The 21,915-nt window shown below is 64.6% G+C and carries 19 protein-coding genes and 1 pseudogene; 11 read left to right on the plus strand and 9 right to left on the minus strand.

Features of this window, described 5'->3' with window-relative positions; all coding sequences use genetic code 11:
- Nucleotides 1-97: 97 nt before the first annotated feature.
- The 4 genes from B9Z01_RS26985 (at nt 98) to B9Z01_RS27000 (ending at nt 5,883) form a co-directional block, all read left to right on the plus strand.
- Entirely contained in the window at nt 98-2,374 is a 2,277-nt protein-coding gene (locus B9Z01_RS26985; protein ID WP_085488618.1) for an FdhF/YdeP family oxidoreductase, read from the plus strand.
- Between the two features lie 147 nt (nt 2,375-2,521).
- Nucleotides 2,522-3,910 (plus strand): cytochrome ubiquinol oxidase subunit I, encoded by a 1,389-nt coding sequence (locus tag B9Z01_RS26990; protein WP_085488619.1) that lies wholly within the window; start codon nt 2,522-2,524, stop codon nt 3,908-3,910.
- Between the two features lie 4 nt (nt 3,911-3,914).
- Nucleotides 3,915-4,922 (plus strand): cytochrome d ubiquinol oxidase subunit II, encoded by a 1,008-nt coding sequence (cydB, locus tag B9Z01_RS26995; protein ID WP_085488620.1) that lies wholly within the window; start codon nt 3,915-3,917, stop codon nt 4,920-4,922.
- A gap of 49 nt (nt 4,923-4,971) precedes the next feature.
- On the plus strand, nt 4,972-5,883 hold the full coding sequence (locus tag B9Z01_RS27000; RefSeq protein ID WP_085488621.1) for a bestrophin family protein: 912 nt from the start codon (nt 4,972-4,974) through the stop codon (nt 5,881-5,883).
- Nucleotides 5,884-6,027: 144 nt separating this feature from the next.
- Here the strand turns inward: B9Z01_RS27000 and B9Z01_RS27005 are convergent, their stop codons facing one another.
- Nucleotides 6,028-6,537, minus strand: a complete 510-nt coding sequence (locus tag B9Z01_RS27005) for a PfkB family carbohydrate kinase (protein ID WP_167387577.1) — start codon at nt 6,535-6,537, stop codon at nt 6,028-6,030.
- Here B9Z01_RS27005 and B9Z01_RS36950 point away from each other — a divergent pair.
- Nucleotides 6,504-6,641 (plus strand): annotated as a pseudogene (locus B9Z01_RS36950) (LacI family DNA-binding transcriptional regulator); the annotation flags it as partial. The gene B9Z01_RS27005 and the pseudogene B9Z01_RS36950 overlap by 34 nt on opposite strands.
- 29 nt (nt 6,642-6,670) lie before the next feature.
- Here the strand turns inward: B9Z01_RS36950 and B9Z01_RS36410 are convergent.
- Entirely contained in the window at nt 6,671-6,829 is a 159-nt protein-coding gene (locus B9Z01_RS36410) for a hypothetical protein (protein ID WP_244196170.1), read from the minus strand.
- Nucleotides 6,830-6,898: 69 nt separating this feature from the next.
- Here B9Z01_RS36410 and B9Z01_RS27015 point away from each other — a divergent pair, with 69 nt between their 5' ends.
- The 5 genes from B9Z01_RS27015 to B9Z01_RS27035 all read left to right on the plus strand — a co-directional run bounded on the left by B9Z01_RS27015 (nt 6,899) and on the right by B9Z01_RS27035 (nt 11,334).
- Nucleotides 6,899-7,420 carry a 2,4'-dihydroxyacetophenone dioxygenase family protein gene (locus B9Z01_RS27015; RefSeq protein WP_085488778.1) on the plus strand — a complete coding sequence of 174 codons (522 nt, stop codon included), beginning with the start codon at nt 6,899-6,901 and terminating at the stop codon, nt 7,418-7,420.
- Nucleotides 7,417-8,166, plus strand: coding sequence for an SDR family oxidoreductase (locus B9Z01_RS27020; protein WP_085488623.1), 750 nt, complete (start codon nt 7,417-7,419; stop codon nt 8,164-8,166). Before B9Z01_RS27015 ends, B9Z01_RS27020 begins: the two co-directional genes overlap by 4 nt.
- Before the next feature lie 61 nt (nt 8,167-8,227).
- Nucleotides 8,228-9,529 carry an MFS transporter gene (locus tag B9Z01_RS27025; protein ID WP_085488624.1) on the plus strand — a complete coding sequence of 434 codons (1,302 nt, stop codon included), beginning with the start codon at nt 8,228-8,230 and terminating at the stop codon, nt 9,527-9,529.
- Between the two features lie 19 nt (nt 9,530-9,548).
- Nucleotides 9,549-10,277 (plus strand): SDR family NAD(P)-dependent oxidoreductase, encoded by a 729-nt coding sequence (locus B9Z01_RS27030; protein ID WP_085488625.1) that lies wholly within the window; start codon nt 9,549-9,551, stop codon nt 10,275-10,277.
- A gap of 136 nt (nt 10,278-10,413) precedes the next feature.
- Entirely contained in the window at nt 10,414-11,334 is a 921-nt protein-coding gene (locus B9Z01_RS27035; protein WP_085488626.1) for an IclR family transcriptional regulator, read from the plus strand.
- A gap of 62 nt (nt 11,335-11,396) precedes the next feature.
- On the opposite strand, the gene B9Z01_RS27040 is transcribed toward B9Z01_RS27035, so the two are convergent.
- From B9Z01_RS27040 to B9Z01_RS27070, 7 genes are all read right to left on the minus strand, one after another.
- Complete coding sequence (locus B9Z01_RS27040; protein ID WP_085488627.1) at nt 11,397-12,173, minus strand: ATP-binding cassette domain-containing protein; 777 nt, start codon at nt 12,171-12,173, stop codon at nt 11,397-11,399.
- Nucleotides 12,170-13,144, minus strand: coding sequence for an ABC transporter permease subunit (locus B9Z01_RS27045; RefSeq protein WP_085488779.1), 975 nt, complete (start codon nt 13,142-13,144; stop codon nt 12,170-12,172). The genes B9Z01_RS27040 and B9Z01_RS27045 overlap by 4 nt, the downstream gene beginning before the upstream one ends.
- 86 nt (nt 13,145-13,230) lie before the next feature.
- A complete protein-coding gene (locus B9Z01_RS27050) occupies nt 13,231-14,211 on the minus strand; it encodes an ABC transporter substrate-binding protein (RefSeq protein ID WP_085488628.1) in 981 nt (326 codons plus the stop codon).
- Nucleotides 14,212-14,882: 671 nt separating this feature from the next.
- The gene (locus B9Z01_RS27055) at nt 14,883-18,407 is read right to left on the minus strand and encodes a DEAD/DEAH box helicase (protein ID WP_085488629.1); all 3,525 of its coding nucleotides are present in this window, start codon (nt 18,405-18,407) and stop codon (nt 14,883-14,885) included.
- 236 nt (nt 18,408-18,643) lie between these two features.
- On the minus strand, nt 18,644-19,183 hold the full coding sequence (locus tag B9Z01_RS27060) for a cytochrome b (protein ID WP_085488630.1): 540 nt from the start codon (nt 19,181-19,183) through the stop codon (nt 18,644-18,646).
- Nucleotides 19,180-20,295, minus strand: a complete 1,116-nt coding sequence (locus tag B9Z01_RS27065; RefSeq protein WP_085488780.1) for a catalase family peroxidase — start codon at nt 20,293-20,295, stop codon at nt 19,180-19,182. The genes B9Z01_RS27060 and B9Z01_RS27065 overlap by 4 nt, the downstream gene beginning before the upstream one ends.
- A 216-nt stretch (nt 20,296-20,511) precedes the next feature.
- Nucleotides 20,512-20,790: a DUF4148 domain-containing protein gene (locus tag B9Z01_RS27070; RefSeq protein ID WP_085488631.1), complete on the minus strand. Its 279-nt coding sequence runs from the start codon at nt 20,788-20,790 to the stop codon at nt 20,512-20,514.
- Nucleotides 20,791-20,982: 192 nt separating this feature from the next.
- Between B9Z01_RS27070 and B9Z01_RS27075 the strand changes: the two genes are divergently transcribed.
- Nucleotides 20,983-21,708 (plus strand): anti-sigma factor family protein, encoded by a 726-nt coding sequence (locus B9Z01_RS27075; RefSeq protein ID WP_085488632.1) that lies wholly within the window; start codon nt 20,983-20,985, stop codon nt 21,706-21,708.
- Nucleotides 21,709-21,915 lie beyond the last annotated feature (207 nt).

Raw genomic sequence — 21,915 nt, forward strand, 5'->3', positions numbered from 1 at the left:
TCACGCGAGGATAGTCCTCGTTTCTGCACAACCCCTTGCACCGCAAGGGCCTCGACATTCTTCCCCAGCGCGCCTCGCGCAGCTCACGGAGTTTCTTATGACAAAGCAACGCGAAGTGCCGGGCGTGCGTCCTTATGATGGACCCGCCGGTGGTTGGGGCGCGCTTCGTGCGACCGCGCAGGCGATTCGTCAGCAGATGGAAAGCATCGAGGCACCTATCATGTTGATGCGGACGAACCAGCCCGACGGGTTCGATTGCCCGGGATGCGCATGGCCCGACAAGGAGCACCGCTCGACATTCCAGTTCTGCGAAAACGGTGCGAAGGCCGTGACGTGGGAAGCCACGACCCGGCGCGTGCCGCCCGAATTCTTCGCGGCCAATACGGTCACGTCGCTCCTGCAGAAAACAGATTACGAACTGGAAGACATGGGGCGGCTCACTCATCCGCTCGTCTATGATCGCGCTACGGACACGTTTCGCGCCGTGGAATGGGACGACGCATTCGCTCGCATTGGAGAGATCCTGCGTTCGCTTTCGCCGGATCAGGTCGAGTTCTACACGTCGGGACGCGCCTCCAACGAAGCGGCCTTCCTGTATCAGCTGTTTGCTCGCGAGTATGGTACGAACAATTTCCCCGATTGCTCGAACATGTGCCACGAGCCGACCAGCGTCGGACTGCCGCGGTCGATCGGCATCGGCAAAGGGACGGTTTCGCTGGACGACTTCGACTCGGCGGAACTCATCATTTCCATCGGGCACAATCCGGGCACCAATCACCCGCGCATGATGGGCACACTGCACGAAGCCTCGCGGCGCAACGTGCCGATCATCGTTTTCAATCCCTTGCGCGAACGCGCGCTCGAACGCTTTGCCGATCCGCAGAGCGTCGTCGAAATGGCAACCTTCGGATCGACGCGCATCGCATCGACCTACTTCCAGGTCGATGCCGGCGGCGACGCGGCCGCGCTCAAGGGAGTCATGAAGGCGCTCCTCGCACTGGAGGCCGCAGAGGGCAACGTCCTCGACAAGGCGTTCATTACCGCGCACACGCAAGGTTTCGACGCCTTCGCGGCGGACCTCGAAGCGACGTCGTGGGACGACATCGAAAAAGCCAGTGGCCTTACGCGCCCGGATCTCGAACACGTTGCCCTCGCCTACGCGAAATCAAATGCGACGATCGTGACCTACGGCATGGGCATCACCCAGCACAACAAGGGCACCGCGAATGTCAGGCTGATCGCCGACCTGCTGCTCCTGCGCGGCAACTTCGGCAAGCCCGGCGCAGGCATCTGTCCGCTACGCGGGCACTCCAACGTGCAGGGCAATCGTACGGTCGGCATTACCGAAAAGCCTTCGGAGGCGTTTCTCAAGCTGATCGAAGACACCTGCGGCTTCACGCCGCCGTCCGGGCACGGTCACGACGCCGTTCAGGCCATGCAGGCCATGATCGCCGGCCAATCGAAGGCGCTGATCTGCCTGGGCGGCAATTTCGCGGTGGCGCTGCCTGACTCCGGGCAATCGTTCCCGGCCATGACGCAACTCGACCTGGGCGTGCATATCGGCACCAAGCTCAATCGCACGCACCTGCTCGTCTCGAAGGAAACCTATATTTTCCCCTGCCTCGGCCGCACCGAGCTGGACATGCAGGCCGGAGGCAGGCAGTCGATCACCGTGGAGGACTCCATGTCGATGGTCCACGCCTCGGCCGGGAAGCTCGCACCTGCGTCGGAGCACCTGCGCTCCGAACCAGCAATCGTCGCCGGCATGGCGCACGCCACGCTGCCGCGAAGCAAGGTGCCCTGGATAGAACTCATTTCGGATTACGACAGGATTCGCGATCTCATCGAGCGCGTGATTCCCGGCTTCGAAGACTTCAATGAGCGCATCAGGCTACCTGGCGGATTCCGTCTCCCGCTGCCGCCCACCGAGCGCGTGTGGCTCACGCCATCGGGCAAGGCCGAATTCTCCGTCTATGGCGGCGTGAAAGAAGACGCCGACGTGCTCGGCGCGCAAGATGTGCTGCGGCTCATCACGATCCGCAGTCACGACCAGTACAACACCACCATTTACGCCCTCGACGATCGCTATCGCGGCGTATTCGGCCGGCGCGACGTGCTGTTCATGAACGAAGAAGACATGGCTGATCAGGGTATCGAGCACGGCGATCTGGTCGATATCGAAACGCTCACGCCCGGGCGGACGCTGCGCCTGAAAAGCATCACGGCGATCGTCTACAGCATCGCGAAGGGATCCGTGGCAGCGTACTACCCGGAAGCGAACGTGCTGGTTCCGCTGGACTATATTGACAAGGAAAGCGGCACGCCTTCGTACAAGTCCGTACCCGTGCGCGTCGTGCGCGCGGCCGCCAACTAGCCGCCGCGCGGCCATGGCCAACTGCCAGGTGGCGGCATACACTGGCCGGGCCGTGAACCGGGCTCGCCGCCGTTCAGCGGCACAGCACATTGCGAGACGGCGTCTCGCTGCACGCAATTGCAGGTGTCACTGGAGCTCTGACCCATCATGCAAATCTTCGACGCATTCCATCTCGCGAGGCTCCAGTTTGCATTCACGGTCTCGTTTCATATCGTCTTTCCGGCCATCAGCATCGGCATGGCGAGCTTTCTCGCCGTGCTCGAATGGCGCCTCCTGTTGACAGGCGACGCGGCCTACAAGGACATGTACCGCTTCTGGTCGAAGATTTTCGCGGTGGGATTCGGCATGGGCGTGGTCTCCGGCGTCGTGATGGCCTACGAGTTCGGCACGAACTGGAGCGGTTTTTCGACGGTCGCGGGCAACGTCACCGGCCCCCTGCTGACCTATGAGGTGTTGACGGCATTCTTCCTCGAAGCCGGTTTTCTCGGCGTGATGCTGTTCGGCTGGAACCGCGTGAGCCCGCGCGCGCATTTCTTCGCTACGCTGATGGTCGCGGCCGGCACGCTGATTTCCACATTCTGGATACTCGCCTCGAACAGCTTCATGCAGACACCGCAGGGCTATGCCATCGAAAACGGCCGCATCGTGCCGGTGGACTGGTTCAAGGTGATCTTCAATCCGTCGTTTCCGTTCCGGCTTGCCCATATGACGATAGCCGCCTTCATCGTGGCCGCGTTCATCGTCGCGGCATGCGGCGCCTGGCATCTGCTGCATGGGCGGCGCGACGTCCCGGTCACGCGCAGCTTTTCGATGGCGCTCGGCATACTGCTCGTGCTCGCGCCCGTGCAGATCTTCGTGGGCGACGCGCACGGCCTGAACACGCGTAAATACCAGCCTGCCAAGATTGCGGCCATCGAAGGCCTCTGGGAAACCGAGCACGGCGGCACGGCGCTGAACCTCGTCGGCCTGCCGGACATGAATGCGGAAGTCACGCGCTATGCCATCAGGATTCCCCATCTGGGCAGCCTGATCCTCACGCATAGCTGGGACGGCGAGATTCGCGGCCTGAAGGAGTTTCCGCCGGAGGATCGCCCGTACTCGCCCATCGTGTTCTGGACCTTCCGGATCATGGCCGGCCTCGGCATGCTGATGCTGCTGACCGCGCTGCTCGGCTTGTGGCTGAGGCTGCACGGGCGCCTCTACGAAACGCGCTGGTATCAGTGGTTCGTGTTCTGCATGGGGCCGTCCGGCATCGTGGCGCTCCTCGCGGGCTGGATCACGACCGAGGTCGGCCGCCAGCCCTGGACGGTCTATGGCGTGCTGCGCACCGTGGATTCGGTGTCGCCCATCGGCACCCAGCAGGCCGGTGTGTCCCTGCTCATCTTCGTCATCGTGTATTTCCTCGTGTTCGGCAGCGGCATCTATTACATGCTGAAGATGATGAAGAAAGGACCGGCGCAAGGCATAGAAAGCCGCGAATCGCTCAAGTACCCCGGATTGCACAACCGCGCGCTGGACGCGGTGACAGGAGACTGACGCCATGCAACTCGATCTCCCCGTTGTCTGGGCCGCCATCATCGGACTTGGCGTTTTCATCTACGTCATGCTGGACGGCTTCGATCTCGGCATCGGCCTCCTGTTCCCGTTCTTCGAGGACAAAGGCGAGCGCGAAGTGATGCTCAACACCATCGCGCCCGTGTGGGACGGCAACGAAACGTTTCTCGTGCTCGGCGGCGCAGGACTCTATGGCGCGTTTCCCGTGGCGTACTCCACGCTGCTGCCCGCCAACTACATGCCGCTCATCCTGATGGTCGTCGGGCTCATCTTCCGCGGCGCGGCGTTCGAACTGCGCGCGAAGGCCACACGAACCCAGCACGCCTGGGACCTCGCGTTCATCGGCGGCTCGGCGCTCGCGGCGATGTGCCAGGGCGTCGTCCTGGGGTCGCTCCTGCAGGGCATTCGAATCGTGAACGACCGCTTCGCGGGCGACCCGTTCGACTGGTTCTCGCCGTTCAGCGTGTTCTGCGGCTTCGGTGTGCTCGTCACCTACGCGACGCTTGGCTGCGGCTGGCTCATCCTCAAGACGGAGGGCGAGTTGCAGCGCAAGATACGGCAGCTCATGCGCCCGCTCGTTGCGGTGCTGCTCGCGGCCATTGCCCTGGTGAGCCTGTGGACCGTGCTCGGCCTGCCGGCCGTGGAGGCGCGCTGGTTCGCCAGCGGCAATCTGGGCTGGTTCCTGCCGGTGCCGGTTCTCGTCATCGCCTGCGTCTGGGGTATCTTCCGCTCGCTGCAACTCGAACACGAAGCCACACCGTTTCTCCTCACGCTCGCGATCTGCTTCCTCGGCTTCACGGGGCTCGTGATCAGCATCTGGCCGAACATCATCCCGCCCTCGCTCACGATCTGGGAGGCTTCATCGAGCCGCTCGAGCCAGCTCTTCGCGCTCGTGGGCACCGTGATCGTGCTGCCGGTCATTCTCGTCTACAACGCCATGCAGTATCGCGTGTTCCGCGGCAAGGTGCGCGAAGGGGATGCCGGCTATCACTGATGCGGGCCCCCACGCCCGCCATTCGATAAACGACCAAAGTGCACCCTTCATGATTGTCCGGCCCAAGGAAAACTGGTTTCGCCTGCTGTTCGTCTGGAACGGCTCCGTGCTGTCGTCGATCATTCCGCAACTGACTTTCATGGCGGTTGTCAGCAGCCTCGCCGTGTTCACGCACGGCCGCGTGCTGGGCGAAAAGATTCCGCTCAACACGGCCCCCTTCACGCTGTTCGGCGTGGCGCTCGCCATCTTCCTCGCGTTTCGCAACAACGCCAGCTACGAGCGGTTCAACGAGGCTCGCCATCTATGGGGCAGCCTGCTGATCGCGTCGCGCTCGCTTACCTCGCAGATGCTCTGCTACGTGCCTGAGCGTGCGGACACCCTGCGCGTCGCCCAGCGGCTCATTGGCTTCGTCTATGCCCTGAAGCACGAACTGCGCGGCACCGACCCCACCCAGGATTTTCAGCGCCTCCTCGGGCGCGAGGAGACCGAACGGTTGCGCGATCAATGCTACAAGCCGGCCGCGATACTCAACGAAATCCGCCGCGACGTGGTCAACCCCCAGCGTAGCGCCCACACGTCCGACACGAAACTGTGGATGTTCGACGCTCAGATCAACGAACTCGGCAAGGTCGTGGGCGGCTGCGAGCGCATTGCCTCCACGCCCATCCCGTTCGCATACAACGTGTTGCTGCATCGTACCGTCTATGCCTATTGTGTCCTGCTGCCGTTCGGTCTCGTCGATTCGACCGAATTCTTCACGCCCCTCCTCTGCGTGTTCATCTCCTATACGCTGATCGCGCTCGAAGCCATCGCGAGCGAAGTGGCCGACCCGTTCAGCACCGCTCCCAACGCGCTCGCGCTCGACGCGATGTCACGCAATATCGAGCGCTCCATTCTCGAACTCTGCGGCTGCCCGCTCCCGGCACCGGTTGCACCGGTACGCCCTTATCAACTCACCTGAGCGCAATACATAGCCATGCGGCGCATCATGCGGACGTCACCCTCGACGTGTCGCTAGCGCTGGAGAGTCGCGATGCAACCCATATAAATGGAACAGGGAGATTTCTGTCAGCTGTTGGCTCTCAGCGGGATCGCGCCGATTTGGTTAAAGCAGTGCCGATTCACATCGTTCCATTCGCTCCAGTAACTGAGGCAGGCGTGGCGCGCCGACCCGGCCGCCGAAGTGCTCGCATTTCATCGCAGCCGCGACGCTTGCCGCGCGCACCGTCCTGGCAAGATCCCAACCGTGCGCAACCCCGTAGGCATACGTGCCGTGCCATACGCCCCCCGCATTGAGCGTGTCACGGGCAACGATCCTGATCGTCGGAAAATGACGCAGTGTGCCGGCTCCACCGCTGTTTTCCCAGATGATCGAGCCTCTCGCGCCGAGCGTCACGCCGACTACCCTGGCAGTCAGGGTTAAAGCGACTTCCACGAGTGCTTCCTCCGGCGAAGGGGCGTCGCTGAGGGACGCCAATGCGGGCTCGGAAAGGAGCACGTGGTCCGCTTGCGGCATCATGGCGCGAAGGTCTTCGACGGGAGCGACGTCGGTGTCCAGAATCGTCGGAATACCTCTGCGTCGTGCTTGCGAGAACAACAGTTCGGCACCCTGCATCCGCCGGTCAACCTCTTCTTGCCGACGTAGCAAACCTGGCCGGCGTGTCGACCGCCACCGTGTCGCGGTTTCTGAACGAGCCATCGAAGGTGACGGAACGAATGCGGCAGCCCGTTCGCTGGTTTCGCGCCGGTCATATGCGGTCGGCGCTATCGTTCCCACGCTCGCACATGAGAAGTTTCATCAGCAACTTCAGGCCTTCCAATCCCGCCTGGGTGCCGAAGGGCTTGCCGTGTTCGTCGCCTGCTCGTCGTACGTACCAGGTGATTTCCCCAGGATTGACCTGAATCAAGGGCTATTCCGATAATAGCCATATCGTGGACTATATGTCCATATTATGGACATCAACAAAAGGATTCTCATGCCCGAGATCAATCATTCCGCCATGACCCCGTACCAGTTGCCGTTTCCGAAGGAAGCGCAGCAGGAAATCGTCGTACCCTTCGCGATTCCGACCGACGAGCGCGTCTGGGTTCCTCAGGCCGAAAACGTATCGTTCCGCCCGCTTTGCCTGAACGCGTCGCAGGGCTACTGGATGAACCTGCTGCGGGTTCGCAAGTCCGGCGTGCTGAGCCGCCATCGTCATCCGCAAAGTGTCCACGGAATGGTGCTCAAGGGCCGCTGGCGTTATCTCGAGCACGACTGGGAAGCCACCGAAGGGAGCTACGTGTACGAGCCGCCCGGTGAAACCCACACGCTCTACGTGCCCGACGACGTCGAGGAAATGATCACCTACTTCCAGGTCAACGGCGTCATGTTCTATTGCGACCCGTACGGCAACTACACCGGCTACGAGGACGTATTCACCAAGATCGACATGTGCCGAAAGCACTATGCGGCGGTCGGCCTCGGCGAGGACTACGTGGACCAGTTCATCCGATGAGCACCTCCGCCAGCTTCGCCCGATACGATTTCTCGGGACGGGTCGCGGTCGTAACGGGCGCGGCCGGCGGCATCGGGCGCGCGATCTGCGACGCGTTCACGCGCCATGGCGCGACGGCGCTCAACTGGGACCGCGCGGCAGGCCCTGCCGACGCGCCCGGTGCGCCGCGCCACTTCGAGGTGGACATCACGCGTGGCGAGTCGATTCAAGCCGCGCTGACCGCGACGCTCGACGCTTACGGCCGCATCGACTACCTGGTGAACAACGCGGGCTTCGCGGGCCCGACGCTGGCGCTCGACGAATACGATCCGCTCGAATGGCAACGCGTGGTCGAAGTGAACCTTCTCGGCACCTATCACGTGAGCCGCTTTGTCGTGCCGGTAATGCGGCGCGCGAACGCCGGGCGCATCGTCAATGTTGCGTCGCTGGCCGGCAAGGAAGGCACGCCGAATGCGTCGGCGTATAGCGCGGCAAAGGCCGGTGTGATCGCGATGACCAAGTCGCTCGGCAAGGAACTCGCACAGACCGGCATCCTCGTGAACGGCATCGCACCGGCGGCGGTGGAAACCACGCTGCTCGCGCAGATGTCGCCGAGCCACGTGCAGACGATGATCGGCAAGAGCCCGATGGCGCGCCTCGGCACCGTCGACGAAGCCGCGCGGCTCGTATTGTGGCTTTGTTCGGATTCCTGTTCTTTCAGCACCGGAGCGATTTTCGATCTGTCCGGCGGACGGGCGACGTACTGATCCCGCGCCAATACCGTCACTATTCCAATCACCCGCAAGTCCGCTTGCGCAGGAGACAAACATGCTTCAGAAGTCACCCCGTCTGAAACGCATCCAGATGGTCGCGGTCGTCTTTCTGACGGTCGCCGGCATCGTCAACTACCTCGATCGCAGCACGCTGTCGATCGCCAATCATCTGGTGAGCGAGGAGCTGCATCTGTCGGCTTCGCAGATGGGGCTGCTGCTGTCGGCGTTTTCGCTGTCCTATGCGTTCGCGCAACTGCCTGTGGGCGCGCTGCTCGACCGCTTCGGCTCGCGCGTCATGCTGGGGCTCGGCATGCTCGTGTGGTCGCTCGCGCAGGTCGCGGGCGGCTTCATCCAGACGCTCAATCATTTCCTTTTCGCGCGAGTCGTGCTCGGCGTGGCCGAAGCGCCGCTGTTTCCGGCCGGCGCGAAAGTCGTCAACGAATGGTTTGCGGTGCGCGAGCGCGGCCGGCCGACCGGCACGTTCATTTCATCGTCGACCATCGCGCCGATGATCGCCCCGCCGCTGCTCACCGTGTTGATGCTCGGCTTCGGATGGCGCGCGATGTTCATCATCATGGGTGTGCTCGGCATTCTGGTGGCCGTCGGCTGGTACGTGGTCTACCGCAACCGCGATGAAGTCGCACTCACCGATACGGAAACCGCTCACCTCGACGAAGGCACGCAGATCACGGAAAGCCCGAAGGGCCTGAGCTTCGCCGAATGGGGCGCGCTTTTCAGGCTGCGCAACACATGGGGGATGATCTTCGGCTTCATGGGCGTGATCTATATGGTGTGGCTGTACCTCACCTGGCTGCCAGGCTATCTGGAGAACGAGCGTCATCTGAGCATTGCGCACACCGGCTGGCTGGTGTCGATCCCGTACATTTTCGGCACCATCGGCATGGTCAGCAGCGGCTTGATCGCCGACTACCTGCTCAAGCGCGGCATGGCGCCGATCCGCAGCCGCAAGTGGCCGCTTTGCATCGGTCTGATCGGCGCGGCGGCGTTCACGGTGCCCGCCGCGTATACGCCGAGCACCACGCTTGCGATCGTCTATGTCTCAGCCGCGATGTTCTTCGTGAATCTTTCCAGCGGCACCGCATGGGCGCTCGTCAGTGTCGCGGCGCCCCGCCATCTGGTCGCGTCGCTCGGCAGCATGCAGAACTTCGGCGGCTATCTGGGCGGCTCGTTCGCACCTGTCATCACCGGCATCGTCGTCGATCGGACTCACTCGTTCGTCAACGCGCTGCTGATCAGCGCAGGCGTCGCGTTCGCCGCCGCGTTCGTCTATCTGTTCGTCGTCAGGGAAGTGGCGCACACACCGCTGCCCAGCACCGCGAACACTCAACCCACCTGAGCACTCGTTGCCGACTCTTATGACATTCCAGAACAATCTACTCGACGGCAAGGCCGCTTTCGTCACCGGAGGCTTCTCCGGAATCGGCGCGGCCATCGCGAACGCGCTCGCCCGGCTCGGCGCAAAAACGGTCGCGGCTGGTTTGCCGCTGCCCGAAGGCGCACCCGACACGCTCGACCCCGCAATCGAACGCATCACGCTCGACGTGCGCTCGGGCGACGACGTGGCCGCCGCGTTGCGGGCGTTCGCCAGGCTCGACATCGTGGTCAATTGCGCGGGGGTCATCAGCCGCGCCGAAGAGCATCGGATCGAAGTGTTCGAACGCGTCATGGACATCAACCTGAATGGCACGATGCGGGTATGCTCGGCGGCGCGCGAATTGCTGAAGGCGTCGTCGGGTTGCATCGTGAACACGGCGTCGATGCTGAGCTTTTTCGGCGGCGGCCTCGTACCCGCATACAGCGCGAGCAAGGGCGCGGTCGCGCAATTGACCAAATCGCTCGCGCTCGCTTACGCCGCCGACGGCATTCGCGTCAATGCGATCGCGCCCGGCTGGATCGCGACGCCGCTCACGCAGGCCTTGCAGAACGACGACGGCCGTTCGCAGGCAATTCTCGATCGCACGCCGATGCGCCGCTGGGGTACGCCGGACGAAGTCGCGCAAGTCGCGGCGTTTCTGTGCACACCAGCGGCGTCGTTCATGACGGGCGCGATCGTGCCCGTCGACGGCGGCTATCTGGTCGCCTGACGCGCAAGGGCGTGACCACTGGCGTTCCTTGAAGCCCGCGAGCATCACGGAACACCGCGCGTGCGACGTCCGGATTGCGCCGATAGCCGCGCACAATAGAGGGCATAATTGCTCAATTCCGCCCTACCCTTATCCGATGTCCGCCACCGATTCCACGCCCTCTGCCCGCGCCGCGAGACGCTCCGGCACAACCGCTGATCCACGCGCTGCCGGTGCAGTCAGCACCTCTGATGCTCCCAACGCGGAAGGTGCCGCTCGCGCTTCGAGCGGCACCGCCGCCGACGCCAAAACCGTCGCGGGCGCCGCCGCGTTCTCGAAGTTCATCGTGGTGCTGCAACTGATCGCCGACGCCGATACGCCGCCCAACGTCGCGAAGCTGAGCGCGGCGAGCGGCTATCCGCGCCCCACCGTGCACCGCATCGTAGCCGCGTTGCAGGCCGAAGGACTGATCGTCGGCCGAGGTGCAGGCAACACCTTCGGGCTCGGCCCGCGCCTCGTCAATCTGGCGAGCCGCAGCTGGGAGCGCTCGGACCTGCGTCTCGCGGCCGTCGACGCGTTGATGGAGCTGCGCGACGTTACATCGGAGACGATCCATCTCGCCGTGCCGAGCCAGGGAGAGATGGTCTACATCGAAAAGCTCGAAAGCCCGCACGCGGTCCGGATGGCATCGCGTATCGGCACACGCGTATCGCTCACGTCGAGCTCGGTCGGCAAGGCGTATCTCGCGACACTCAGCGTGGCCGAGCGCGAAGCGCTGCTCAAGGACGCGCCGTTGCAACGCTTCACCGAACACACGCTGACCACGCTCGACGCGGTGCGCCACGAGCTGAGCGCCACCGAGCAACGCGGCTACGCCGAAGACCGCGAAGAGAATGAAGTCGCGATTTCCTGCTACGGCGCGGCGATTTGTGGGGTCGACGGACGCGCGGTGGGCTGCGTGAGCATCAGCATGCCGACCTTCCGTCACCAGGCCGACGCGCAAACGCGCTACATCGAGCCGCTGCTGGCAGCCTGCCGCACCATTGCGGCGCGTCTCGGACCGGCTTCGGGACGGTAGGCCCCGCGTCGCACGCGAGCCGCCTGCGCTCGCGCGGCGCGGCGTCGAGCGCCATGAGAGGCTCAGCCACGGCCCGATCCGCGCGCATTCGCGTACGTGTCTCCAACCATCAGACGCACGATCTCGTCGCCGTTAGTTTCGGCCACGAGCCGTTCGCCGGCGACCTCGCCGCGCCGCAGCACAACAACGCGATCGGCAATCGCAAAGATATCGTGAAGGTTGTGCGAGATCAGAATCACAGACACACCCTGGGCTTTCAGCGCGACGATCAACTCCATCACCTTGCGTTGTTCGGGTACGCCGAGCGCGGCGGTCGGCTCATCCATGATCAGCACGCGCGCATTCCAGTAAATCGCGCGGCCGATCGCGATCGCCTGTCGCTGGCCGCCCGAGAGCATCTTCACCGGCCCCCTGAGTTTGCGCTCGGGAATCTCGATATCGAGACGCTCGAGCACTTCGCGTGCGACCTGCGCCATGCGCGGCCGGTCGATCACCTGAAGCCCGAATTGGCGGCGCGTCGGCTCGCGCCCGAGGAAGATGTTGCTGCCGACATCGAGGTTGTCGGCGAGCGCGAGATCCTGGTAAATCGTCTCAATCCCCTGGGCACGCGCGTCCTGCGGGTCGCGCAACTGCAAGGGTGCGCCATTGAACAGCAGGTGGCCCGCGTCGGCGTGGTAGACACCGGAGAGGATCTTGATGAGGGTCGACTTGCCTGCGCCGTTGTCGCCCGCGAGCGCCAGCACTTCGCCTGCCATCAGCCGCAGCGAGACGCGCCGGAGCGCTTCCACACCGCCGAAGCGGATCGAGATGTCGCGCGCCTCGAGGATCGGGGTGCTCATTGGGCACCGCCGAGACGTTCCTTGTACTGGTCGATCAACACCGACATGATGATGACGATGCCGACCACGATAAACTGCCAGAACGCGTTGACGTCGATGAATACCAGGCCGAACTCGATCACTGCAATGATCAGCGCGCCAATCAGCGTGCCGATGACATTGCCGGTCCCGCCGAACAGACTGGCTCCGCCGATCACGACCGCTGCGATCGAGTCGAGAAGCATCGGTTCGCCGGCATTGGCGGCACCCGCGGCAAAGCGCCCCGTATAGACGACGCCGCCGATAGCGGCAAACGCGGCGGCGATCAGATAGATCACCAGCAAGTGGCGCCTGACATTGATGCCGGCGCGGATCGCCGACTGTGGATTGCCGCCGATTGCATAGGTGTACTGGCCAAAACGCGTCTTTGACAGCACCCAATGCATGATGACCAGCAAAACAGCGGTCAGCGCCACCGGTATCCAGCCGCGGCCAAGCCAGGCGAGGCCAGCATTGTCCACTGCCACGGTCATACCGCTTCCCGCCGCCAGAAAGCCCGCCCCTCGGGCGACACCATACATGCCGAGCGTGCCGATGAAGGCCGGTACGCCGAGCCGCGCGATCAATACGCCGTTGACGAGCCCCGGAATCGCACAGACCCCGAGCGTCAGCGGAATGGAAAACAGCAGGATCCACGGCGAGCTGCCGCCCAATATCGTGAATTGCGCGACACACACGGCGGCCAGACCCATGACAAAGCCGACCGACAGATCGATGCCCGCGGTGATGATCACAAAGGTCTGACCGATCGCGAGCAGTAGCGGCGCGCTGGCCGCCAGACCGATCGACTGCAGGTTGTAGACGTTGAAGATGAACGAACGATGATCCGATATTCGCGCCCAGACCTCGAAAAACACCAGCAGCGCACAAAGGAAAAGCCACGGCCAGATCTTGCTGACCAGTGCGAACCTGTCGAGCCGTGAGTTATCCATCGAATCGTCCGGGAAATCGGGAATGGCGCCCGCGTGCGCGCATCGGCGCACGCGGCGGCGATAAGTCCTCGTTCGACAGCGCTTGCCTAGTTCGAATAGATGTACTGCTTCATCTCAGGCTGGTCGATGTTCGTCTTGTCGAGCACCACGAAGCCGGTGCTCTTGAATGGCGGAATCTTCTTGCCGCGAATCACGTCCGCCGCGAACTTCACTCCGTCATAGCCGATCTCGTCCGGGCGCTGCGCGATCGCGATGTCCACGAGACCGCTTTTGATCTGCTGGTCGATGCCAGGCACGGCGTCGAACACCACGACCTTGACGACGCCCTGCTTGCCGGCCGCCTTGACGCCCTGAGCGGCGCCGCTGCCGGAGAAGGTGTTGGCGCCGAACACGCCAGCAAGGTCGGGGTTGCGCGCGAGCACCGCGGCGACGTGGGACGCGGCGCGGTTCGCATCATCCTCGTTATATTGCGTTTCCAGCACCTTGATGTTGGGGTGCTTCTTCATCTCCTCGATGAAACCCTCGGCGCGCGCGTCGGTACTCGAGATGCCCGGCTTGTTGTTTTCGCAATAGACCGTCCCCTTGTCGCCGATGGCCTTCGCGAGCGAGCGCGCCGCGACGCGGCCGCCTTCCAGGTTGTCCGAAGCAATATAGGACAGCGGGAAATCCGCGTCGCCCTTGCCGGTCTGATAGTGGCCGTCGCCGATATACGTGTCGACCGTGATGATCTTGATGCCCGCGTCAGCCGCTTCTTTCAGTGGTCCAATCAATTGCTGCTTGTCGACCGGCGAAATCAGCAGCACATCCGGGTGTTTGGCAATGAACGCCTTGAGGATCGGCACCTGCTCGGTGGTGTTCCACGCCTTGGGCACCTGGAATAACAACTGGACGTGCTCTTCGTTCGCGGCCCGTTCGGCGCCGCGGTGCATCGTGAAGTAGAAAGGATCGGTGACGCCCGGCAGCAATGCGATGACCGGATGCGCGGCATCCGCGTGCGCCGGCCCTGTGAGCGAACAGGCCGCGACCGCTGCCAATGCAATCAGATAGTGGGAAACAATGCGCTTCATTTTTGCCCTCCTCCTGTTGAGTCCGACAAACGGCGCCTGACCTGATTCGTTCTGACCTTCCCGAAATGACGGCGTCCGGCAGTTGGCCAGTATACTGGTGGCTGTCTGTAGCGACCTTGGTGTTTTCCAGCATCGTTTCCGCATAATTGCGTTGATACGCCGGCAACCGAAGGAATACTGAGCGAACCATATCGCTCGCCAGTGTACGCGTCAGGATGACAGACGGTCGCGCCAGATCTTCGCGCACAGAGAAGTGCGTGCGGTTATCAACCGGGATGGATTCGCGAGGAAGCACGCCGCGCGTTGCTTGCGCAAGCTCGTGGCGGACGATCGGATGACAGGAATGCCGGGGACGGGCAGCGGGTAGCCGCCAACAAAATGCGGCGTTGCCTCATTCGAGGCCACGCCGCTAAAAAACACTACACACGCTCGCCGGGGTCTAACCGCACGAGTGCCACCACGTTAGCGTCGACGAAAACCTCGCTCAAGATGAAAGAACTTCATTTGTAACCGCCGGCGAGGTAGCTATTACTCGCCGAGCAACGCCGAAGTCCCGAGCCACGCGCGTCTGACATTCAGAACACCGAAGGCGAGGCGCGTATCAATTTACACACGCAGAGGTTTTGTTACAGTCCGGCCTCTCGTCGTTGTTGTGACCTTCCCCCGCGCCCTCACCTCGCGCCGTCGATCTCCGGCATCGGCGCGAACAGCGCATCGAGGTCGTCGTCCGAGAACTTCGCGGCGCCCGCGGCATCCTGCGAGAGGATGCTGTCGGCGAGCACCGCCTTGCGCTCCTGCAGCTCCACGATCTTTTCCTCGATGCTGCCCGCCGCGATCAGCTTGTAGACGAACACCGGCTTGTCCTGCCCGAGCCGATGCGCGCGGTCGGTGGCCTGATTCTCGGCGGCGGGGTTCCACCACGGGTCGTAGTGGATCACCGTGTCCGCGGCGGTCAGGTTCAGGCCGACGCCGCCCGCCTTCAGGCTGATCAGGAAGAGCGGCACCTCGCCTTGCTGGAAACGCGTCACGGGCCTTACGCGATCGGCCGTCTCGCCGGTCAGCGTCACGTACGGAATCGCGGCTTCGTCGAGCGCCGCGGCGATCAGCGCCAGCATGCCGGTGAACTGCGAGAACAGCAGCACGCGGCGCCCCTCCTCGATCAGCTCAGGCAGCATCGACAGCAGCAGATCGAGCTTGGCCGAGCGCATCAGGCGCTCGCCCGCACCACCCGCACCACCCGGGCCGCCTGGACCACCCGGGCCACCCCGGCCAGCAGCACCGGCTGCACCGACGAGCCGCGGATCGCAGCAAACCTGACGCAGCTTCAGCAACGCATCGAGCACGATGATGTGACTGCGCGCGAGCCCCTGCGCGCTGACCGCCGCGCGCACCCTCTCCTGCATCGCAATGCGCACCGTCTCGTAGAGATCGCGCTGCGCGCCTTCCAGATCGACCGGACACACGATCGTGGTCTTGGCCGGCAACTCCTTCGCGACCTCGTCCTTGCGACGGCGCAGCATGAACGGCCGGATACGGCGCGCGAGCAGCGCGCGGCGCACGCCGTCGCCGTTCTTCTCGATCGGATTGCGCCAGCGCCGCGTGAAGTCTTTCTGGTTGCCGAGAAACCCCGGCAGCAGAAAATCGAACTGCGACCACAGCTCGCCGAGATGATTCTCGAGCGGCGTGCCCGTCAGACACAGCCGATGCCGTGCGCGCAAGCCGCGGATCGCCTGCGCGGCCTTGGTGCTCGCGTTCTTCACGTACTGTGCCTCGTCGAGTATCAGCAGATGGTAGTCGTGTTCGGCGAGCACCTTCTGGTCGCGCCACAGCAGCGCGTAGGTCGTCAGGATCAGTTCGTGTTCGCCGATCTGCTCGAAACGTTCCTTGCGTTGCGGCCCGTTGAGCACGAGCACCTTCAGCTCCGGCGCGAAGCGGCGCGCTTCCTCGCGCCAGTTGTGCACGAGCGTGGTCGGCACGACGATCAGCGCGGGACGCGCAAGACGTCCGGCTTCCTTCTCCGCGAGAATATGCGCGAGCGTCTGCACGGTTTTGCCGAGGCCCATGTCGTCGGCGAGTACACCGGCGAGATCCTGTTCGCGCAGGAACTGCATCCAGTTGAGACCCTGCTGCTGATATACGCGCAGCTCGGCCTTCAGACCGCGCGGCACCGGCACTTCGCGCAGGCCCGGCCCGGCTTGCAGACGGCGCGCGAGTTCGCGGATCGAGTCGTCGCCGCTGAATTGCCAGCGGCCGGTGTCGTTGAGCGCATCGAGCCGGCCTGCATCGACGGCGGCCACGCGCAGCGGCGCACCTTCGGCGAGCGCGCCGCCGAGCGAATCGAACAGATCGACGAGCACACGCACCACCGGCTTCAGACGATCGGCGCGCAGCCGCAGCCGCTTGTTCTCCTCGGTCTTCAGCTCGATCGGCTCGCTGTCGCCGATCGTCTCAAGCGCGCCGTTCAGCCAGCGCCGGTCGCGCCGGAACAGGTCGGCGAGCAGCGGTTCGAGCCGCACATTGCGCTCGCCGACGCGGATGCCCATCTCGAGATCGAACCAGCCGTCGCCGGCCTGATGCGCGGTGCCGTCGATCGCGTCGATCTCGATCACGTTGTAGCGGAACTCCGGCGCCATCGTCACGCGCCAGCCGTTGGCGACGAGTTCCGGCACCGCGTCGTTGACGAACGCGGACCACGCGTCGGCATCGGGCAGGCCGAGCATCGTGTCGGGCAGAAGCCGCGATGCGTAGACGCTGCGGGTCGGCACTTTCTGCAAGCCCGTCTTGCGCAGTTCGAGCAGGCGCTTTTTCTCGGCGTCGTAGCGCCGGCGAATGTGGATCACGTCGCCGCCCGGCAGCGGCACGAGCGTCACGCTGCTGTCCGCGTTGATGCTGACGCCGTCGTAGTCGAAGCTCACGGCGGCCAGTTCGAGCGCTGCGGATTTGCGCGGCGCGGCCTTCGCGCTCTTCACCGCCTTCGTGCCGGCCGGCACGTGGCTGTTGAGCGTGAGCACCGGCACGGGATCGACGTCGATCACGCGAATCGCGGGCGCGTCTTGAGTCGGCGGCGGCGGCAGGTCCGGCGCGACCTCGCGCAATACCGACGCGACGAGCGGCGCCTCGGCGAGCGAGATCGGCGGCATCGCGAGGTAATCGGGCAGTTGCTGGAACGGCAGCGAGAGCGGCACGATGCCCGCCTCGTTCGCGACGCCGTCGACGTACCAGACCGGTTCGGTCGGCAGCACCATGCTCGCGCGCGGCTCGGTGCGCAGCACCGGGCGCAGGCGCTGGTCGGCGAGCGGCTCCCACTCGATGCGGCCGGGCCGGTCGGCGGCGCGCGTGAGCGGCGTCGGCCCCGCGTGGCCGGGTGCGGTCCCGAAGTCGAAGAACAGCCTGCCGGTCGCGATCAGTTTGTGCAAGGTCTCGGCGCCGCTCGTGCCGCGCAGCACGAACTGACCGAAATCCTCACGCGAGCGGCCGAGCCACAGGCCGCGCAGGATCGACAGGTCTTCGTCGGACACGAAGCGGGGCTGCCGCAGAAGCGCCGCTTCCACCTCGGCCCAGCTCTCACCGACCTCGACGATCGTGCCCTCGGCATCGCAGCGCGCCCGATGCAGCACGACCTCGTGACGCATATGGAAGCTCGACCAGTTGAGCCGGTAGGCCAGCGTTTCGGCGCGCGCTGCGCCTGCCTTGCGCGCATCGGCTTTCCCGGCGGCCGCATCGGCCGCCTGCGAGCGCTCGCGAAAACGTTCGAGCCAGCTCACGAGTTCGGGACGCACACCGGATGACGACGTGCCCGACACGTTCGCCGGCCGCGCAGCGAAAGCGTCGGGCGCGCTTCCAGCACCGCTTCTAGCACCGCTTCTAGCACCATTTCTGCCGCTATCGTCTTCCACGTAGATGATGTGATCCATCTCGTCGTGGTAGTCGAGCTCCGCGAGCAGCAGCGCCGCGACGTGCTTGCAGTCGCGGCCGACCGGGCAGGTGCAGTCGCTATGTGCCCACGGCGAGCCGCCGTCGGTGCGAAAGCGCACCCGCGTCCGGTATGGCTGCGGCTGCGAGCCCTGCACGTCGCCGCTGAGCGTCGCGCCCTGCCATGTCACGTTGCTGACCGCGCCTACCGAGCGCGCCTTGGCGACCGTCCAGTCACCAAGCCATTCCGCAATCCTTTCCCGATCGAAGAAAACTGACGACATCCGCGTGCATTCCTGTTCAAACCGGCGAAGGCAATCGCGACTGTCCGGCCCGTTGCGTCCGGCTGCGATTGCGTGTGATAACCGGCCATTTTACGCGTTGGACGAAAATGGCTGGGCCGACCGATCCAAACCGAATTCAGGAGACGCGGGCGCGGCGGGTGCGGCGGGTGCGAGACACTCTCGCTGCCGCCGTCCGCGATGAACGAGGAAACGCCAGAGCCCCGAGCGTGCCTGCTTTAGCGCCCGCCGCGCGCCATGCTGGCCCATACCCCATCGCGCAGAATCAGCGCATGCAGCAGTGCCGCCGCGAGATGCAGCAGCACGGTCGCGAACAGCGCGAACGCGAGCCATGTGTGCAGCGCGCGCAGCAGCGCGAACAGCACGACGTTGTGCGGCACGATCGGCGGCAAATGCAGCGGACCGTACAGCGTGACCGGATAGCCTGCCGCGGAGAGCATCGCCCAGCCGATCAGCGGCATCGCCAGCATCAGCGCATACAGCACGACATGCGACGCCTTTGCCGCGAGACGCTGCGCCTTCGGCATCTGCCGCGGCAACGGCGGGCTGCCGCGCGCGATACGCACGGCAAGCCGCAGCAGCACGAGCAGCAGCAACGCGATGCCGAGCGGCCGGTGCAGAGCGACCAGCGTGTCGTGCGTGCGCGCAACGGTCGCGACCATGCCCACGCCGATGAACAGCATCGCGACGATCAGCGGCGCCATCGTCCAATGCAGCAGCCGCGCGAGCGGACTGAAATGAGTGCGCACGGGCGTCATGAATGCTCTCCGGTTGTTTGCGATGGTGTGGGCGTCTGCGATGTTGTTTGCGCTTGCGCTTGTGTTTGCGTTCGTGCCTTCGCCTGATGAATCTCCGGATGCAGCGCTTCTTCGCGCGTGCGGCGTTTGAACGACAGCGCGTAGGCAGCCGAACGCGCGGCGAGCAGCGGATCGTCCGATGGCGCGATGCCCGCGGGCAAGATCGTCGGATCGAAGTTGATGTCGCGGCAGGCGCCCTCTTCCTGCGACGTCGCGCGCTCGATCACGAGCGTGCCCGCGTCGACGTGCTCGCGATCGTCGGGCCATTGCAGCGTGGCGTCGTCGGTCGGGTCGCCCGGTTGCGCGACGCTCAGGATCAGATGCCAGCGCAACGGCCCTTGCTGCAGACGCTCGTCGAGATCGCCGGCGAGAAAATTCTTCGCGGCCTGCTCTGCGGCGCTGATCGGCGCGTACGGCGTTTCGGGCACCACCGCCCAGCGCACCGCACGCGTCGCGCCGTGGTCGTCCGTGAACCGAAACGCGTTGATGCTGTAATAAGCGGCATTCGCGAGACTCGACGACGGCGGATGCGCCTTGACCCAGCGCTGGAACGGCTGCGTCTCGGGATTGGCCGCGTAGAACGCCTTGAGTTTCGCGGGGTCGGGTTTGCCGGTCGCAGGATCGGGCTTGGCGGCCACCAGTTGCTGATAAAACTGGGCGGGCGTATGCACCGCGAAAACCGGCGTCGAATTCATGCCGGTGCGCCACTCTTCGCCGTCGTGCAAGCGGAACTGCAACGCGAAGCTGCGCACCGGCGAGCTGGTATCGGGCGCGGACGGATTGCCGCCCGGCACCGCGAAGCGTCCTGTGACCGGGGTGCGGCCGGGCGCGAACACCGCCGCGCGCGAAAGCGCCGCACCGTTGCCGTTGCTGTCGAAATAGCCTTCGACGCACAGCCCCTTCGCGTGATTGCGCCGATAGCCTGGATGCTGGCCCGCCACTGCTTCGAACGTATCGATGATGCGCGGCGCGGTGAGGCGCGCGGGCGTGAGCCAGCCTGCCGTGTAAGCGAAGCCGCCTGCGAGCGCCAGCACGACCGCGCCGATCGCAGCGAGCCGGCACGGCGCGCAGATGCGCGGCTGATTCGGCGGCTGATTGGGCGGCTGCTCGGGCCCAGGATTGGGCCGAGGATTGGGAACGGAGGGCTGTGTCACGACGACTCCTTGCCGGATGGATCGGGGAATGGATCGATGTATTCGCTAACACGCCGCTCGACGATCTATTCCCCGATCCATCTCATCCGGTGCCGGCGCGCCCCCTCCCTGCGCGCGCCGGTGACCGGCACTGCTTCAGTTGACACCAACGCCAGGCGCGCTGCTGTTCGCCACGCGGCTCGCGGCGGCCGCTGCTGCCGCTTGCGCGGCCAGCGCCTGCTTGTGCTGCTCGACCTGATGCGCGAATACGGGACTGACGTCCGGGTACGACGCATCGGTGATGTAATCGAGGCCATTCTGCTGAGCCTCGATCAATTCCTGGTACACCTGAGCACGTGTCTTGCCCTGCGCAAATGCGCTCGACGAAGCAGCGAGAACGACAAAAGACAAAGCGGCAAACGAGAGCTTCTTCATGATCGACTCCTGTGAGAGTTGTGCGGGTTCGCACGTAGCAGAACCACGGTTGCACGGCTTTTATTCCTCTGTTCGCGGGGCGGAAAAAACATTGTCGGCGTGCGGAATAAATGGGGGCGTGCCACTGTTCACCGGTCGATAGCCGCAATCCGCGCCACCCGCGCCACCCGCGCCACCTGTATCACCCGCACCATGACCTCGACCGATCAACCGCCCCGCGCGCCGCTTTCCGAAGCCGACATTCAGGCCTATGCCGACGGCACGCTGACGCCCGAACGCGCCGCGTCCCTGCGCGACTATCTCGGCAAGCATCCGGCGGAAGCACGCCGCGTCGCGTTCTACGACAACCTCAACGCGCAAATCCAGGCCGCGTTTCAAACCACCGATGAGCCCGCGCCGGGCCGCGCCGGCGGACGGCGCCGGACGCCCGGCCGTCTGCTGCCAACTGGCCGCGCGCGCAAAACGTTCGGGGCGCTGGCCGTGCTCGCGCTGATGCTGGTGGCGGCGGGCGGCTGGCTCGCGGCCGCCCAGGTATCCGCGCAGGCGCTCGCCAACGCCGCGGTGATGGCGCTGGCTGAGGCCACCGCGCAGCACTTTTCCGCCGCGTCGCCGACGCGCGCCGACCCGATCGCGCCGAACCTCGGCGCGATCGGGCTGCGCCTCGTCGAAGAGCGCGTGCGCTCGCTCGGCCCGTTGCAGCGCGCGAACGAATTCGTTTATCTGAACCGCGACGGGCAGCCGATCGTGCTGATGTCGGCCGCGGCGCCGTTCGCGCGTGAAGAACCGCAGTGGGCCGCGCGCCGCGTCGGAGAAATGCGGCTGTTGACGTGGGCCACGTGGCCCGAACGCTTCGTGGTCGCCGGCGATGCGCGCACCCACGGCCTCATGCGCGCCGCCGACGTGATGACCGCGCGATGACGTCGAACGCGATGGAGATTGGCAACGCTTCAGGATGTGCGCGCCAGCCGGCGGGGATAAGGCAAACCCGGCAAACCCGCCAAACCCGGCAAGGCCGGTGCAACGGATCGGCGAAGCAAAGTCAGATGAATTGCCAACGGAATAAAATGCGCTTACAGGTGTTTGCAGGTCGAATGCGTGCGGCAGCGGGAACGAAGCGACCGCCCC

It is taken from the genome of Paraburkholderia susongensis (assembly GCF_900177725.1).
In the GTDB taxonomy this organism is placed as follows: Bacteria; Pseudomonadota; Gammaproteobacteria; order Burkholderiales; family Burkholderiaceae; genus Paraburkholderia; species Paraburkholderia susongensis.

What these genes read in the sequence shown, in the direction of transcription:
- B9Z01_RS27030 (WP_085488625.1), top strand. Translation starts at nt 9,549, where the DNA reads ATGACATTCCAGAACAATCTACTCGACGGCAAGGCCGCTTTCGTCACC.
- B9Z01_RS27060 (WP_085488630.1), bottom strand. Translation starts at nt 19,183, where the DNA reads ATGACGCCCGTGCGCACTCATTTCAGTCCGCTCGCGCGGCTGCTGCAT.
- B9Z01_RS27070 (WP_085488631.1), bottom strand. Translation starts at nt 20,790, where the DNA reads ATGAAGAAGCTCTCGTTTGCCGCTTTGTCTTTTGTCGTTCTCGCTGCT.
- B9Z01_RS27025 (WP_085488624.1), top strand. Translation starts at nt 8,228, where the DNA reads ATGCTTCAGAAGTCACCCCGTCTGAAACGCATCCAGATGGTCGCGGTC.
- B9Z01_RS27055 (WP_085488629.1), bottom strand. Translation starts at nt 18,407, where the DNA reads ATGTCGTCAGTTTTCTTCGATCGGGAAAGGATTGCGGAATGGCTTGGT.
- cydB (WP_085488620.1), top strand. Translation starts at nt 3,915, where the DNA reads ATGCAACTCGATCTCCCCGTTGTCTGGGCCGCCATCATCGGACTTGGC.
- B9Z01_RS27020 (WP_085488623.1), top strand. Translation starts at nt 7,417, where the DNA reads ATGAGCACCTCCGCCAGCTTCGCCCGATACGATTTCTCGGGACGGGTC.
- B9Z01_RS27040 (WP_085488627.1), bottom strand. Translation starts at nt 12,173, where the DNA reads ATGAGCACCCCGATCCTCGAGGCGCGCGACATCTCGATCCGCTTCGGC.
- B9Z01_RS27005 (WP_167387577.1), bottom strand. Translation starts at nt 6,537, where the DNA reads ATGCAGGGTGCCGAACTGTTGTTCTCGCAAGCACGACGCAGAGGTATT.
- B9Z01_RS27000 (WP_085488621.1), top strand. Translation starts at nt 4,972, where the DNA reads ATGATTGTCCGGCCCAAGGAAAACTGGTTTCGCCTGCTGTTCGTCTGG.
- B9Z01_RS27015 (WP_085488778.1), top strand. Translation starts at nt 6,899, where the DNA reads ATGCCCGAGATCAATCATTCCGCCATGACCCCGTACCAGTTGCCGTTT.
- B9Z01_RS27075 (WP_085488632.1), top strand. Translation starts at nt 20,983, where the DNA reads ATGACCTCGACCGATCAACCGCCCCGCGCGCCGCTTTCCGAAGCCGAC.
- B9Z01_RS26990 (WP_085488619.1), top strand. Translation starts at nt 2,522, where the DNA reads ATGCAAATCTTCGACGCATTCCATCTCGCGAGGCTCCAGTTTGCATTC.
- B9Z01_RS27045 (WP_085488779.1), bottom strand. Translation starts at nt 13,144, where the DNA reads ATGGATAACTCACGGCTCGACAGGTTCGCACTGGTCAGCAAGATCTGG.
- B9Z01_RS27050 (WP_085488628.1), bottom strand. Translation starts at nt 14,211, where the DNA reads ATGAAGCGCATTGTTTCCCACTATCTGATTGCATTGGCAGCGGTCGCG.
- B9Z01_RS26985 (WP_085488618.1), top strand. Translation starts at nt 98, where the DNA reads ATGACAAAGCAACGCGAAGTGCCGGGCGTGCGTCCTTATGATGGACCC.
- B9Z01_RS27035 (WP_085488626.1), top strand. Translation starts at nt 10,414, where the DNA reads ATGTCCGCCACCGATTCCACGCCCTCTGCCCGCGCCGCGAGACGCTCC.